The organism is Nonomuraea sp. NPDC050691 (genome assembly GCF_040654455.1).
Classification (GTDB): Bacteria; Actinomycetota; Actinomycetes; order Streptosporangiales; family Streptosporangiaceae; genus Nonomuraea.
Genome location: NZ_JBFAIA010000007.1, coordinates 71,460 through 85,274 on the forward strand (window position 1 = coordinate 71,460; position 13,815 = coordinate 85,274).

General features: G+C 68.8%; 13 protein-coding genes and 1 pseudogene. 4 read left to right on the forward strand and 10 right to left on the reverse strand.

The genetic code is table 11. The features are described 5' to 3' along the window. The first annotated feature begins 17 nt into the window (after positions 1–17). Entirely contained in the window at positions 18–1,274 is a 1,257-nt protein-coding gene (locus tag AB0H81_RS04930; RefSeq protein ID WP_358369354.1) for an MFS transporter, read from the forward strand. Positions 1,275–1,374: 100 nt separating this feature from the next. Continuing rightward, positions 1,375–2,046 (forward strand): cysteine hydrolase, encoded by a 672-nt coding sequence (locus tag AB0H81_RS04935; RefSeq protein WP_358369356.1) that lies wholly within the window; start codon positions 1,375–1,377, stop codon positions 2,044–2,046. Here the strand turns inward: AB0H81_RS04935 and AB0H81_RS04940 are convergent. Next, positions 2,006–2,224, reverse strand: coding sequence for a hypothetical protein (locus AB0H81_RS04940; protein ID WP_358369359.1), 219 nt, complete (start codon positions 2,222–2,224; stop codon positions 2,006–2,008). The two genes, AB0H81_RS04935 and AB0H81_RS04940, sit on opposite strands and share 41 nt — an antisense overlap. A 159-nt stretch (positions 2,225–2,383) precedes the next feature. Then, positions 2,384–2,872: a PepSY domain-containing protein gene (locus tag AB0H81_RS04945; protein ID WP_358369362.1), complete on the reverse strand. Its 489-nt coding sequence runs from the start codon at positions 2,870–2,872 to the stop codon at positions 2,384–2,386. A gap of 696 nt (positions 2,873–3,568) precedes the next feature. On the opposite strand from AB0H81_RS04945, the pseudogene AB0H81_RS04950 reads away from it, so the two are divergent. Beyond that, positions 3,569–3,724 (forward strand): annotated as a pseudogene (locus tag AB0H81_RS04950) (IS256 family transposase); the annotation flags it as partial. A 668-nt stretch (positions 3,725–4,392) separates the two neighbouring features. Here AB0H81_RS04950 and AB0H81_RS04955 read toward each other — a convergent pair. The 4 genes from AB0H81_RS04955 to msrA form a co-directional block, all read right to left on the reverse strand. Further along, a complete protein-coding gene (locus tag AB0H81_RS04955) occupies positions 4,393–5,001 on the reverse strand; it encodes a hypothetical protein (RefSeq protein WP_358369363.1) in 609 nt (202 codons plus the stop codon). Between the two features lie 269 nt (positions 5,002–5,270). After that, positions 5,271–5,651, reverse strand: coding sequence for a PIN domain-containing protein (locus tag AB0H81_RS04960; RefSeq protein WP_358369366.1), 381 nt, complete (start codon positions 5,649–5,651; stop codon positions 5,271–5,273). A gap of 11 nt (positions 5,652–5,662) precedes the next feature. Continuing rightward, a complete protein-coding gene (locus AB0H81_RS04965; RefSeq protein WP_358369369.1) occupies positions 5,663–5,971 on the reverse strand; it encodes a hypothetical protein in 309 nt (102 codons plus the stop codon). Between the two features lie 79 nt (positions 5,972–6,050). Beyond that, positions 6,051–6,710 carry a peptide-methionine (S)-S-oxide reductase MsrA gene (msrA, locus tag AB0H81_RS04970; protein WP_358369372.1) on the reverse strand — a complete coding sequence of 220 codons (660 nt, stop codon included), beginning with the start codon at positions 6,708–6,710 and terminating at the stop codon, positions 6,051–6,053. A 121-nt stretch (positions 6,711–6,831) separates the two neighbouring features. Here msrA and rarD point away from each other — a divergent pair, with 121 nt between their 5' ends. Next, the gene (gene rarD, locus AB0H81_RS04975) at positions 6,832–7,776 is read left to right on the forward strand and encodes an EamA family transporter RarD (RefSeq protein WP_358369374.1); all 945 of its coding nucleotides are present in this window, start codon (positions 6,832–6,834) and stop codon (positions 7,774–7,776) included. A gap of 17 nt (positions 7,777–7,793) precedes the next feature. On the opposite strand, the gene AB0H81_RS04980 is transcribed toward rarD, so the two are convergent. The 4 genes from AB0H81_RS04980 to nuoL are packed head-to-tail and all read right to left on the reverse strand — an operon-like array spanning position 7,794 to position 13,787. Beyond that, complete coding sequence (locus AB0H81_RS04980) at positions 7,794–8,783, reverse strand: polyprenyl synthetase family protein (protein ID WP_358369376.1); 990 nt, start codon at positions 8,781–8,783, stop codon at positions 7,794–7,796. 11 nt (positions 8,784–8,794) lie between these two features. Continuing rightward, positions 8,795–10,369: an NADH-quinone oxidoreductase subunit NuoN gene (gene nuoN, locus AB0H81_RS04985; protein WP_358369500.1), complete on the reverse strand. Its 1,575-nt coding sequence runs from the start codon at positions 10,367–10,369 to the stop codon at positions 8,795–8,797. An 8-nt stretch (positions 10,370–10,377) separates the two neighbouring features. Further along, on the reverse strand, positions 10,378–11,943 hold the full coding sequence (locus AB0H81_RS04990) for an NADH-quinone oxidoreductase subunit M (protein WP_358369379.1): 1,566 nt from the start codon (positions 11,941–11,943) through the stop codon (positions 10,378–10,380). After that, entirely contained in the window at positions 11,943–13,787 is a 1,845-nt protein-coding gene (gene nuoL, locus AB0H81_RS04995; protein WP_358369502.1) for an NADH-quinone oxidoreductase subunit L, read from the reverse strand. The genes AB0H81_RS04990 and nuoL overlap by 1 nt, the downstream gene beginning before the upstream one ends. Positions 13,788–13,815: the final 28 nt, after the last annotated feature.

Here is a 13,815-nt window from a genome sequence, read left to right on the forward strand (position 1 = left end):
ACGAAGGGCGCTGGGACATGAGGAACGGGCACCGATTGGGGCGGCGGTTCGGGTGGCTCTGGGGGGCGTACGGGACCAGCGCGCTCGGCACGTGGCTCGCCTTCGGCGCGTTCCCGCTGATCGCGGTCCAGGTGCTGCATGCGGGGCCGGCGGAGGTAGCGGCGTTGTCGTCCGTGGGGGCGGCGGCGGGCGCGGCCGTGGCGCTTCCGCTCGGCCCGTGGGTGGAGTTCCGCCGCAAGCGGCCGGTGCTGATCGGGATGGACCTGGCACGGTTCGCGGCGCTGCTGACGATCCCCGCCGCGTTCGCGCTCGGCGTGCTCACCTTCGTCCAGCTCCTGCTGGTCTCGGTCGTCGTCGCGGCGGCCGACATCACCTTCCGCGCCGCCTCCGGCGCGTACCTGAAGACGCTGCTGCCGGCCGAGGACCTGCTCGTCGCCAACGCCCGGTTCGAGTCCACGACCTGGACGACCACGATCATCGGACCGCCGCTGGGCGGTGCCGCGATCGGGCTCCTCGGTCCGGTGGCGACGGTGGTGGCCGACGCGGCCAGCTACCTGCTCTCCGCCCTGGGCATCCGCGCGGCGGGCGGCCAGGAGCCGAGACCCGAGCGCCGGGAGACCCCGCGCATGCGGGCCGGGGACCTGCTCGACGGCTGGCGGTACATCCTCGCCGACGCGACGCTGCGCCCGCTGTTCTTCAACACCGCCTTGTTCAACGGCCTGGTGATGGCGGCCGACGCGCTGCTGGCCGTCCTGATGCTCGGCGAACTCGGGTTCACGGCGTGGCAGTACGGCCTCGCCTTCGCCGCGCCCGCGATCGGCGGGCTCCTCGGTTCGCGGCTGGCCCGACCGCTCGTCACCCGGTTCGGGCAGCACCAGGTCCTGGTCGTGGCCGGGACGCTGCGCGCGCTCTGGCCCATCGGCCTGGCCTTCCTGGGGCCGGGCACCGGAGGGCTGCTGCTGGTGATGGGCGTCGAACTCGGGCTCATCTTCTGCTGCGGGGTCTTCAACCCCGTCCACGCCACCTACCGCCTCGAGCGCACCGCGACCGCCCGGGTCGCCCGGACGCTGTCCGCCTGGGCGGTGACGACCAAGGCCTCGACCGCGCTCCTGACGGCCGTCTGGGGCGTGCTGGGCGCCGTGCTCGGTCCGCGTACGGCCATCGGTCTGGCCGGCGTGCTCCTGCTGGCGACCCCGCTGCTGCTCCCCCGCCGCGCCGCGACGACCCGCACCGAGCCGAAGCCGGAGCTGGAGCCGGAGCCGGACCGCGCCTGACGGGCCGCCACCGCCGGCTCACCCACCCCATGTGCGATCAGCCCCGGGCGCGCGATCCCGCGTGTCAGGGCGCCCTCATCACCCAACCCAAGGAGAGAAGATGACCGTCACGACCCCCACGCTGGACCCCCGGACGACCGCACTGCTCGTCATGGATTACCAGCAGGGAATCCTGGCCTCGCTCCCCGGCCTGGCCGACCCGGAAGCACTGCTGTCACGGGTGGCCGGCGCCATCACCGACATGCGAGCGCACGGCGCCACCATCGCCTACGTGCGCGTCGGCTTCACCGAGGCCGACTGGGCGGCGATCCCGTCGGCCAACAAGACCTTCTCCTTCATCGGCCGGCAGCACCTCATGCACCACGAGGAGCCCGACACCGCCGTCCACGCCCAGCTCGCTCCCGAGCCCGGCGACATCACCGTCCGCAAGACCCGCTTCGGCGCGCTGTCCACGACAGACCTGGACCGGCGACTGCGGGATCGCGGAATCACCACCCTGGTCGTCGCCGGCGTCACCACCAGCGGCGTCGTCCTGTCCACCGTCACTGACGCCGCCGACCGCGACTACCGGCTCTACATCCTCTCCGACGGCGTCACCGACCCGGACCCGCGAACTCACGAGACCCTGATGACCGGCGTCTTCCCGAGACTGGCCCACATCATCGACACCGCCGAACTGCGCTCACTCCTGCACGAGAGCCCCCTCCGGGCGGTATCGAGCAGTCCTTCCGTCACCAGCGCCACCGCCACAAGCGGCGCTGACGGCGGATGAGCAGCCGCCCGGCCACCTGTCTGCCGCGTACCACGAAATGAATCCCCTGTCCGGCGCCGCCGGCGGTGGTGTCGCGGACCCAGATCGGGCTGGCGACCGGCTCGACCTCCTCGACGTCCACGGTCGCACCGGGCGGCACCACGAGCGTGGTCCAGCCGAAGGAGACGTCGAGCTCCACCTCCACTCCCCTTCGTGCGGGTCGTGCCCCTCGCCGGACACCGCGGGCCCAGAGGCGATCAGCGCCTTCGTTGACAACCCGTGGGAGGCGAGCTGCGGTCGCCGAAGGTCGTCTTCCGCGCACCCTGGTCGACGGCACGCATGCGCACAGCGGCTTCTTCTAGCCGTTCTTGGTCACGGTGCCGGTCTTGGCGTCGACCTTGACCCCGTGCCAGGTGCCGTCCGAGGTGACGACATCGGCATCCCAGACGAGGAGGTTGTCGCTGTACCTGTCCAGGCTCATGTGGATGATCTTTCCTTCGGGCACCGCGGAGGACACCTTCTCCACCGCGTCCTTGAAGGTGAGCTCGGCGTCCTTGACGATGCCCACGACCCTGGCCTTCTCCCCCTTGCCGGTGTCCTTCACCCTGACCGCCGAGACCTTCCCTGACGCGTCCACCTCCACCAGCCGCTCTGTGCCGTCGGATCCGGCCAGCTGGACCTCCCAGATCCGGCCACCGTTCTCCGACTGGACCGAGAGGACCGTGGAGCCCTTGACCGCGTTCATGGCCGCGGCGCTCGCCCTCTCGCTCGCCGTACCGCCGGGGTTCTGACTGGGGTTGCCGCTGGAGTCGCCCACTGGCCCCGACGGCGACAGGAGGCCGGCCATGGCATCCCCCGCCGGCACTGCTTCGACAGCACTGGGCTGGGCGGGGGCGCTTCCACAGGCCGCAGCCGCGAGCAGGGTCGAGCCGGCGAAAATGGTGCCGATAATGGCCTTTATCCGTCTTCCGTCATTCATACTGATGACGCTGCCCGGGACTCCATAAAGGCACGCCCGGAACTCAGGCAACAGGATCCAGCACGGTCGCGCTCCCGTTGGCGCTTCACACGCTCGCGGACGACCGCGCGCTTGACCCGCCGGGCCGGGGGAATCCGAAGTGACCATCGACCGGCCACAGGCACCGCTCCCTTCTGACCCGTAGCCGGGCAGCGCGCGGCCTGACCCACTTCCACGCCGCGATCGAACTCGACGTGCGACCGGTCTACGTACCACGTGGAGAAAGTCGCCGCCGGGGCTACTGGCGACTACCAGCCCGAGGGTAGATCGTTCGGCCTTCGAGGTCACCACCATCGGGTCTCGCTCCCCTCTGCGAGGGGCCCCAGTACTTCGCGAGCTCAACGCCGCCGTCTTCGTGCGTCACGGCGTGATAGCGCTCGTCGAGGCGATCCAGAGCGCTGGTGAGCTTCGCGCGGGCCATCCCTTGCAGAGCCTCGCAGTACGGCGCAGCGCAGTAGCCGCCACCACCGCGCCTATGGCGTACTTGTGACCATGCAAGCGGGCGCCTCGCAGGAGCTCGGGCAGCATCTGCGCACCACCAACCCGATCGAGTCCACCTTCACCACGGTCCGGCACCGCACCAAGGTCACCAAAGGGCCCGGGTTCCGAGCCGTCGGCCTGGCCATGGCCTTCAACCTCATCGAGGCCGCCCAGGCCCGCCGGCGCGCGGTCAACGCACCCACCTCGTCGAACGCGAGCCGGCGACCGCAGCCTGACGTGCGGTGCTAAACAGAGACATCGACCACACCGCGCTGTGCCGGGTCCTGCTCGATCCGCTGGGCCCAGGCGGAGAGCAAAGGTTTCAACACGCGGCCTACGACAGAGACACCGACACCCCGTCGTCCCCGCCCGCCACCACCGCCCCCGCAGACGCCGTACTGCTCTTCGACGGCGTCTTCCTCCTGCGCCCAGAACTCATCGACCGGTGGGACCTGCGCTTCTTCGTATCCGTCTCATTCGAGCAGACGGTAGATCGCGCCCAGGACCGAGGCACAGCGCCGGCCGGATCCACCGCCGACACCACCGAAATCGAACGATCGTGGCGCAATCGCTACATCCCCTCCCAACAGCTCTACTTCGCCACAGCCCGCCCAACGACCACGCCGACATCATCGTCTACAACGAGCAACTCCAACGGCCGACCTGGGAAGTTCGACCACACTCATCGATACTCAGGATCTGACACTTGCTCGCGCAAAGGCCTATGCAGGAGATGCTGTCTGTCGCATCATGCCGCGGCACCCCATGGAGCCGGACCGCATCCAGTGAATGAGCTGCGCGAACGAACGTCGAGCGTTGGAGAGCTCACGAGATCACCCCGTAGATGTCCCGAGCCCATCGGCTCCCCTCTACCACGGCGGCACGAGTCGTACCGGTTCAGGGTCTGTTTCACCACGGACGGTCACGACGCGATCGGGTTGCCCAAGTGCTTCCGTGTCGATCCAACCGCGGCGCTTCACGCGCCCGGCGATCAGAAGCCGAATCCGCTGCCACGGCGGCGCGAGCGCGTCGTTGTACATCTGACACAGCCCTTCTCCGGTATCAGAGAAGAGATATCTGCTCGCGTAAACCTGCCCCCGATGAACCCACTCGTGGCGCACGACCTGGCGGCGCATCAGACGGTCGAACCACTCCGTGGTGCGATCCGCCAGCTCTTCCGGAGAACCGGTGGCAATGAGGGCGAGGCCGGTCGGCTCATCAGGCAAGCTGAACAGCTGGCTGTGAAGCTTGTCTCCGTGGATCCGGTGATCCTCTACCCGGATACCTGCCGTGAGCAGGACCAGATTCTCGTCTGCCGAGTTGAGATCGACAAGGAGAACGGGAAAACAGCCCTCATCGGTGCGCTCCAGCCATATGTCCGCCAGCCACTCGGACGTACGAGTTTCGATATGAGCCATGAATGCGCGCTGAGCTTCGCTGAGCTCAGATTCACATTCATGCCAGTCGTCCAGGAACACCCTTCAAAAGGTATAGCAAGGCTCCGGAAAACCCCTGCGGCACAGGGAGCAGTTGCCGCGCCGATGCCGCAACTCCCATGAGGCGCACCCCGCCGTCATCCGCACCATCACCGTCGCGCAATGCGACCCGCACCGCCTTCCAATTCGCGAGACCGAGCCGGTCGAGCGGCGCCGGTTGTGGGGCGGAGCCCCCGCCGGGGGATCGGGGGCCCGGGGAGTCCGAGCGAAGCGAGTCTGCGGACTCGTGCTCGATCACTCATCGAACGCTCTCAGACTGCGACCACCTTCACGGTTTTCCCGCACAGCTTGCTCAAGTCGTCCTCATCCGAGGTGAGTACGACGACCGGCCTCACCGAGCGCAGCGCAGTAGCCGCCACCACCGCGTCTATCGCGTACTTGTGACCGTGCAAGCGGGCGCCTCGGAGGAGCTCGATCGCCCGTGATGCGATGTCCTCCGTCACAGGCTCGATTTTCAGACGAGACAGGTACCACCTCAGGCGATCGCTCTTGACGCGAACGTCTTGCGCCTCGATCGGTGTCATCGCGCTGACCACAACCCGGAAGTCGTTGTCTTGCGCCTCCCGCACAAGCGCGGTCACCCGCTGGTCAGCCTCGCACCACTTCGCGAGCCCTTCGCAGTCGAGTATCACGGTTCCCGCACTCAGCCTGCTTCGTGCCCGCGCCATCCGTCCTCCCCCTGGAGTTCAGGCGCCGATCTGACCTGGCGGAACAGCTCCGCCGCTTCGTCACGCATCGACTGCGGGATCGGCCCGGAAGCCTCGTTCTCCTGAAGCGCCTCCTCCAGAAGATCCCGCTCGATCTGGCGTTCCACAGCGGCGTCAACGTAGGCGGAGAACCCGCGGGCACCAACTCGCTCTCGGACGGCGCGAATGTTGCCCGTTCTCAGAGAGACGCTGACCTTCGCCGCCGGCCCGTCCCCCGGGCCGAACTCTCGCTCAGGCATGCTCATGAGACCAGTTTACTACCCGAAGTAGCAAAGAGGTTGATGCTTCGCTCTACGCAGACGCCGACCGCTGCACGTAACGTGCCTACGCCTCGCCAGAAGTCAGGCCGACCGGGCAGGCCACACCCGTCCCGCCGATGCCGCAGTAGCCGTCAGGCACTTTGAAAAGATATTGCTGGTGATAGTCCTCGGCGAAGAAGAACGGTCCCGCCTCGGCCACCTCCGTGGTGATCGAGCCGTACCCCGCCTCGGACAGCACCTTCTGGTACGCCTCCCGCGACCCCTCGGCAGCCTCGCGCTGCTCCGGCGAGTGGTAGTAGATCGCCGAGCGGTACTGCGTGCCGGCGTCGTTGCCCTGGCGCATGCCCTGGGTCGGGTCGTGGGCCTCCCAGAAGACCTTCAGCAGGTCCTCGTACGACACCTTGGCCGGGTCGTAGACCACCCGGACGACCTCCGCGTGGCCGGTGCGGCCGCTGCAGACCTCCTCGTACGTCGGGTTGGGCGTGTAACCGCCCTGGTAGCCGACGGCCGTGGTGATGACGCCGGGCGTCTGCCAGAACTTGCGCTCGGCGCCCCAGAAGCAGCCGAGGCCGAAGTCGGCGATCCGGGCCTCCGGCGGGTACGGCGGGGCGAGCGGCGCGTCGAGGACCGCGTGCCGGGCCGGTACCGGCATCTCCTCGGGGCGCCCGGGCAGGGCGTCCTCCGGCCGGACCATGGTCGTCTTGTTGCCGAACAGCCACCCCATGAGTGCCACCTCCGCAGACTCTGCCTACGATACAGAACCCCTAACGCTTAAGAGTCGCTACATAGTCCCGTATAGCGATACACATTTGTGTTTAAGCATGCCAGCACCGAAAATGGGGGACATGCCTGACGTTCGCCGTGGTGTGTTGTTCGGGGTGGCCGCATACGCCATGTGGGGGCTCTTCCCCCTGTACTGGCCGCTTCTCAAGCCCTCCGGAGCCGTCGAGATCCTGGCCCATCGCATGGTGTGGTCGCTGGCGGCCGTCGTCGCGGTGCTGGCGGTGCGCCGCCACTGGGCGTGGATCCGCACGATGGCCCGCCAGCCGCGCAAGCTCGGCCTGCTCACGCTCGCCGCGGCGATCATCACGGTCAACTGGGGCGTCTACATCTACGCGGTCAACACCGGCCACGTCGTCGAGAGCGCCCTCGGCTACTTCATCAACCCGCTGGTCAGCGTGCTGTTCGGGGTGGTGCTGCTGCGCGAGCGGCTGCGGCCTCTGCAGTGGGCCGCCGTCGGGTTCGGCGTGCTGGCCGTGCTCGTGCTCACCATCGACTACGGCCGGCTGCCGTGGATCGCGCTCACGCTCGCGGTGTCGTTCGGTGTGTACGGGCTGGTCAAGAAGCAGGCGAACGTGGGCGCGGCCGAGAGCCTGACCGTCGAGACGCTGGTGCTGCTCCTGCCCGCCGTGGGCTACCTCGTGTACCTGGAGACGGCCGGGCAGGCGACGTTCGGCCACGCCGGCGCGGGGCACGCGGCGCTGCTGGTGGGCGCGGGCGTCATCACCGCCGTGCCGCTGCTGTGCTTCACGGCCGCCGCCATCCGGGTGCCGCTGAGCACGATCGGCCTGCTCCAGTACATCGCGCCGGTCCTGCAGTTCCTGTGCGGGGTGCTGGTCGCGAAGGAGACGATGCCGGCCAGCCGCTGGATCGGCTTCTCGATCGTCTGGCTGGCCCTGGCCGTCTTCACCTACGACAGCATCCGTACGGCCCGCGCCACCCGCGCCGCGAGGAACCGCGCCGCCGAGCAGGCAGCCGTGTCCCCGGAGCCCGAGCGCTCCGCCACGTAGTGGACGGAGCACTCGGGTCAGCCCGAGCGCTCCACCACGTAGTCGCACAGCGCCATGAAGGCGTCCTTGGCCGGGATGTCCGGCAGGGCGGAGATGTCGTCGCGGGCCCGGTCGATCCAGGCGGTGAGCTCGTCCCGGGCCCTGGCCATCCCGGAGTGCTCCCGCAGGAGCGTCAGGGCCTCCTCCACGTCCTCCTCGGCCACCGGGCCCGACAGCAGTTCCATGAGCCGCGAGGGGGCGCCGGAGGCGAGCGCGTACAGGACGGGCAGCGTCCGGATGCCCTCGCGCAGGTCGGTGCCGGGCGTCTTGCCGGACTCCGTGGAGGTGGACGCCACGTCGAGCAGGTCGTCGCCGAGCTGCCAGGCCACGCCGATCGCCTCGCAGGCCCGGCTGAGGCGCTCCTCCACCTCCGCGGGGGCGCCCGCGAGCAGCGCGCCGAAGCGGCCGGAGGCGGCGATCAGGGAGCCGGTCTTGTCGGCCAGGACGCTGATGTAGTGCGCGACGGGGTCGTCGCCCTCGCGCGGCCCGATCGTCTCGCGGATCTGTCCCTGCACGAGCCGGGAGAACGTCTGCGCCTGGATGCGGATGAGCTCCGGCCCCAGGTCGGCCAGGATGTCGGACGCCTGGGCGAACAGGTAGTCGCCGGTGAGGATGGCCACGGTGTTGTCCCACCGGGCGTTGGCCGACGGGGAGCCCCGGCGGACCGGGGCCTCGTCCATGACGTCGTCGTGGTAGAGCGACCCGAGGTGGGTCAGCTCGATGACCACGGCGCCGGGCACGACACCCGGCGCCGACGGGTCGCCGAACTGGGCCGCCAGCAGCACCATCAGCGTGCGGAAGCGCTTGCCGCCCGCCTCGATGAGGTGCTTGGACGCCTCCGTGACGAAGGCGTCCTCGCTCTCGACCGACGAGCGCAGGAGCTTCTCCACCGCGGCCAGGCCGGTGGCCACGTCCTGCGCCAGCCGCTCGTCCTCAATGGGAAGGTCAACAACGGGAGGCGCGGACATGGCATATCCCCTTATCTGATGAACAAGTTGGCCGCGGCCTGATGAGCCACGTCGAGCATGGGCTGCGGGAAGAGCCCGACTCCTACCGTAACGAGCGCCGCCACGGCGATGACGGCCACGGTGCCCATACTCGGCTCGGCGATGGAGGGGCCGTCGGCCGCCGGCTCGCTGAAGAACATCAGCACGATGACGCGGACGTAGAAGAACGCGGCCACCGCCGAGGCGACGACGCCCAGCACGACCAGCCCGGTCATCCAGCCGCCCAGCGAGTCGCCCGTCTCCGAGCCGCTGGCCAGGGCCGCCGCGAACACCGCGTACTTCCCGAAGAAGCCGCTCGTCAGCGGGATGCCGGCGAAGGCGAGCAGGAAGAACGCGAAGACGCCCGCGAGCAGCGGCGACCGCTTGCCGAGACCCGCCCAGCGCGACAGGTGACCCGCCTCGCCTCCGGGGTCGCGGACCATCGTGACGATCGCGAACGCGCCCACCGTGGTGAAGCTGTAAACCAGCAGGTAGAACAGGATCGCGGACAGCGAGCCGGCGTTCTGCTGGCTCTTGTCGAACGTGGCCATGACGCCGATCAGCAGGAACCCGGCGTGCGCGATGGACGAGTAGGCCAGCATCCGCTTGATGTCGGTCTGCGTGATCGCCAGCACCGCGCCCACGATCATGGTGAGGGCCGCGACGGCCCACATGACCGGCCGCCAGTTCCAGTCCAGGTTGCCCAGGCCGACCCAGAAGACGCGCAGCACGGCGCCCATGGCCGCGACGAGCGTGCCCGAGGCCATGAGGGCGGTGATCGGGGTCGGGGCGCCCTGGTAGACGTCCGGCTTCCACGCCTGGAACGGCGCCGCGCCGATCTTGAACAGCAGGCCCACGCCGAGCATGGCGAAGCCGATGAGCAGCAGCGGGTCGAGCAGCGCGCCACCGGCCAGGGCCTTGTTGATGCCCGGCAGCGACACCGTGCCGGCGTAGCCGTAAAGCATGGCCGTGCCGTACAGGAAGAACGCCGACGAGAACGCGCCCAGCAGGAAGTACTTCATCGACGACTCCTGCGACAGCAGGCGACGCCGGCGGGCCAGGCCGCACATCAGGTACAGCGGCAGCGACATGACCTCGAGGCCGACGAACATCGTCAGCAGGTCGTGGGCCGCGGGGAACAGCATCATGCCGCCCACCGCGAACAGCAGCAGCGGGTAGATCTCGGTGTGGGCGCCGCCGGCCGTCTCGGCCTCCTCCTCGTCGGCGCTGCCGGGCACCGCCGCCGCCGAGGCGACGAAGTGGCCCTCGTCGTTGACGAGCAGCACGCAGACGAACGACAGGACGAGGATGACGCCCCAGATGAACAGCGCGGGCCCGTCGACCGCGACCGCGCCCATGGCCACCGCCTCGGTGGGCGCCCCTCGCATGATCACCTGGACGAGTACCAGGGCGAACGCGCCGCCCAGGGAGACCAGGGTGAGCGGGATCTGCATCACCTTGCGCAGGTAGCGGGGCGCGAACGCCTCCACGAGCACGCCGAGCACGGCCGCGCCGAACACCAGCAGCATCGGCGCCAGCGTGCCGTACTCGATCGTCGGCGCCTGCATGATGGGATTCACTGACCGGCCCCCTTCTCAGCGATAGCCGGGTTGTCCACCTTGACGTTGACCAGCGTCTGGTTGACCGCCGGGTTGATCACGTCCAGCAGCGGCTTGGGGAAGAACCCGAAGCCGATGATCAGGGCGACCAGCGGCGCGAGGACGACGATCTCCCGCGCGTTGAGGTCCTTGAACGCCTTGACCGGCTCGGCGGTCGGGCCGTTGAGCACCCGCTGCACCATCCACAGGATGTAGACGGCCGCGAGGATCACCGCCAGCGCCGAGACGATGGCCGCCACGGTCAGCGCGCCGGACCCGTGGGCCTTGCTGGCGTACGTGCCGGTCATGACCATGAACTCGCTGACGAAGGACGACAGCCCCGGCAGCGACAGACCGGCCAGGCCGGCGATCAGGAAGAAGCCGGCCAGCAGCGGGGCGACCTTCTGGGCGCCGCCGTAGTCGGCGATGTGCGGCGAGCCGCGCCGGGCGATGAGGAACCCGGCGGCCAGGAACAGCGCGCCGGTGGCGAAGCCGTGGTTGACCATGTACAGCGTGGCGCCCGACTGGGCGACCTGCGACATGGCGAACACGCCCATCACGATGAAGCCGAAGTGCGAGATCGACGTGTAGGCGATGAGCCGCTTCATGTCGCTCTGCCCGATGGCCACGATGGCGCCGTAGATGATGCTGATGACCGCGAGCACCACGATCGGCATCGTGAACGCCTTGGCGGCGTCGGGGAACAGCTCCAGGCAGAAGCGGAGCATCCCGAACGTGCCCACCTTGTCCAGCACGCCCACGAGCAGCACGGCCGCGCCGGCCGGGGCCTGGGCGGCGGCGTCGGGCAGCCAGGTGTGGACCGGCCAGAGCGGCGCCTTGATCGCGAAGGCGATGAAGAAGCCGGCGAACAGCCACTTCTGGGTCGCCGGGTCCTGGATGGCGCCGACGAGCTCGGGGAACATGAACGTGCTCTTGCCCGCGACCACGTACAGGCCGATGACCGCGACCAGCATGAGCAGGCCGCCGAACAGCGAGTACAGCAGGAACTTGACGGCCGCGTAGGACCGCTGCGCCCCGCCGTACGACCCGATCATGAAGTACATCGGGATGAGCATGGCCTCGAAGAACACGTAGAACAGGAAGATGTCGGTCGCCGCGAAGACGCCGATCATCATCGCCTCGAGGACGAGCAGCAGCGAGAAGTACGTCTTGACCGACCGCTTCGGCGTGATCAGCGTGCCGTCGGCGGTGCGGACGCCGTCGGCGTCGTGCCAGGAGGCGAGCACCACGATCGGCACGAGCACCGCGGACAGCACGATCAGCACCAGCGCGATGCCGTCGACGCCGACCCCGAAGTGGACGCCGAAGCTCGGGATCCAGTCGTAGACCGCGGCGAACTTGAACCGGTCGCCCTTGGCCGACGGGAACTGGAACGCCATGACCAGCGTCAGCGCCAGCACGACCAGCGAGACCGCCAGCGTGACCTGCTTGGCGACCTGGTCGGCGCCCTTGGGCAGCAGGGCCACCACCACGGCCCCCAGCACGGGCACCGCCAGGAGTATGGGGAGCCAGAGTGACGACATCAGATGTTCCCAACGAGGAGCAGGGCGCCGGTCAGCAGGGCGGCACCGATCAGGATGGACAACGCGTACGTTCTGGCGAAGCCCGTCTGGATCCGCCGCAGGCGGCCCGAGGTCCCGCCGATGCCCGCGGCCAGCCCGTTGACGACCCCGTCGACGCCGCGGTTGTCGAAGAACACCGCGATCCGGGTGAGCCACTGACCGGGCCGCATGAACAGCGACTCGTTGAGCGCGTCACCGTACAGGTCACGCCGGGCGAACGTGGTGAGGAACGAGCCGCGCGGCTGGACGGCGGGCACCTCGGCCCGGCCGTACTTCACCCAGGCGAACGCGGCGCCGACCGCCACCAGCGCCAGCGTGGCGAGGCCAGGCGTGCTGGCGAAGTGGAACTGCGGAAGCTGCTCAGGACGGCCGACCGCGGGCGACAGCCACAGCATCAGCCTGTTGCTGAGGATGAGGTAGCCGCCGAGGAAGACCGAGCCGATCGACAGGATGATCAGCGGCACCGTCATGACGGCCGGCGACTCGTGCGGGTGAGCGTCGTCCGCCCACCGCTTCTCGCCGAAGAACGTCATGAAGATCATGCGCGACATGTAGAAACCGGTGATGCCCGCGCCGGCGACCGCCAGCCAGCCGAGCACCGGCTGGTGGTGGACGGCCGTCTCGATGATGCCGTCCTTGGTGAAGTAACCGGACAGCAGCGGGAACCCGATGATCGCCAGGTAGCCGACGATGAACGTGACGAAGGTGATCGGCATGTACTTGCGCAGCGCGCCGTACTTGCGCATGTCCACCTCGTCGTTCATGCCGTGCATGACCGATCCGGCGCCGAGGAACATGTCGGCCTTGAAGAAGCCGTGCGTGATCAGGTGGCCGATGGCGAAGGCGTAGCCCGCCGGGCCGAGGCCCGCGCCGAGCATCATGTAGCCGATCTGCGACATCGTCGAGCCGGCCAGGCCCTTCTTGATGTCGTCCTTCGCGCAACCGATGATCGCACCGGCGAGCAGCGTGGCCGCGCCGACGATCGCGACGGCCAGCGCCTGCGGCGATCCCTCCGGGAAGAAGAACGCGCCCGAGCGGACCACCAGGTAGACGCCGGCGGTGACCATGGTCGCGGCGTGGATGAGGGCCGAGACCGGGGTCGGGCCCTCCATGGCGTCGAGCAGCCAGGACTGCAGCGGCAGCTGCGCCGACTTGCCGCACGCGCCGAGGAGCAGCAGCAGGCCGATCGCGGTGACCACGGGCTGCGACAGCCCGCCCACCTTCTCCGAGAGGTCGGCGAAGGCGAAGGTGCCGGTCGCGCTCCACATGATGAACATGCCGACGAGCAGCCCGAAGTCACCGACGCGGTTGACGACGAACGCCTTCTTCGCGGCGACCGCGGCCGACGGCTTGAACTGCCAGAAGCCGATGAGCAGGTACGAGGCCAGGCCCACGCCCTCCCAGCCGATGAACAGGCCGACGTAGTTGTCGGCCAGCACCAGCAGGAGCATCGCGGCGACGAACAGGTTCAGGTACGAGAAGAACCGCCGCCGGTCGGGGTCGTGCGACATGTAGCCGATCGAGTAGATGTGGATCAGCGATCCGACACCCGTGATCAGCAGCGCGAAGCTGATCGACAGCGGGTCGATCAGCAGCCCCATGTCCGCCATGCCGGGGATGAACTCGTACAGGTGCACGGCCTGACGCCGCTGCTCCTCGGACAGGCCCAGGAGTTCGAAGAACGCCAGCACCGCCACGACGAACGAGGCGAGGGACATGGCCACGCCCAGCAGATGGCCCCACCGGTCGGTCTTGCGCCCGAGGATCAGCAGGATCGCCGCGCCCAGGAGCGGGAAGGCGATCATGAGCCACGAGACGCCGATCACGCCGCCG

Bases quoted from the DNA above. Each gene is read 5' to 3' on its own strand.
- nuoL (WP_358369502.1), bottom strand. From the start codon at position 13,787: ATGATCGCCTTCCCGCTCCTGGGCGCGGCGATCCTGCTGATCCTCGGG.
- AB0H81_RS04935 (WP_358369356.1), top strand. From the start codon at position 1,375: ATGACCGTCACGACCCCCACGCTGGACCCCCGGACGACCGCACTGCTC.
- AB0H81_RS04965 (WP_358369369.1), bottom strand. From the start codon at position 5,971: ATGAGCATGCCTGAGCGAGAGTTCGGCCCGGGGGACGGGCCGGCGGCG.
- AB0H81_RS04945 (WP_358369362.1), bottom strand. From the start codon at position 2,872: ATGGCCGGCCTCCTGTCGCCGTCGGGGCCAGTGGGCGACTCCAGCGGC.
- msrA (WP_358369372.1), bottom strand. From the start codon at position 6,710: ATGGGGTGGCTGTTCGGCAACAAGACGACCATGGTCCGGCCGGAGGAC.
- AB0H81_RS04930 (WP_358369354.1), top strand. From the start codon at position 18: ATGAGGAACGGGCACCGATTGGGGCGGCGGTTCGGGTGGCTCTGGGGG.
- rarD (WP_358369374.1), top strand. From the start codon at position 6,832: ATGCCTGACGTTCGCCGTGGTGTGTTGTTCGGGGTGGCCGCATACGCC.
- AB0H81_RS04990 (WP_358369379.1), bottom strand. From the start codon at position 11,943: ATGTCGTCACTCTGGCTCCCCATACTCCTGGCGGTGCCCGTGCTGGGG.
- AB0H81_RS04980 (WP_358369376.1), bottom strand. From the start codon at position 8,783: ATGTCCGCGCCTCCCGTTGTTGACCTTCCCATTGAGGACGAGCGGCTG.
- nuoN (WP_358369500.1), bottom strand. From the start codon at position 10,369: ATGCAGGCGCCGACGATCGAGTACGGCACGCTGGCGCCGATGCTGCTG.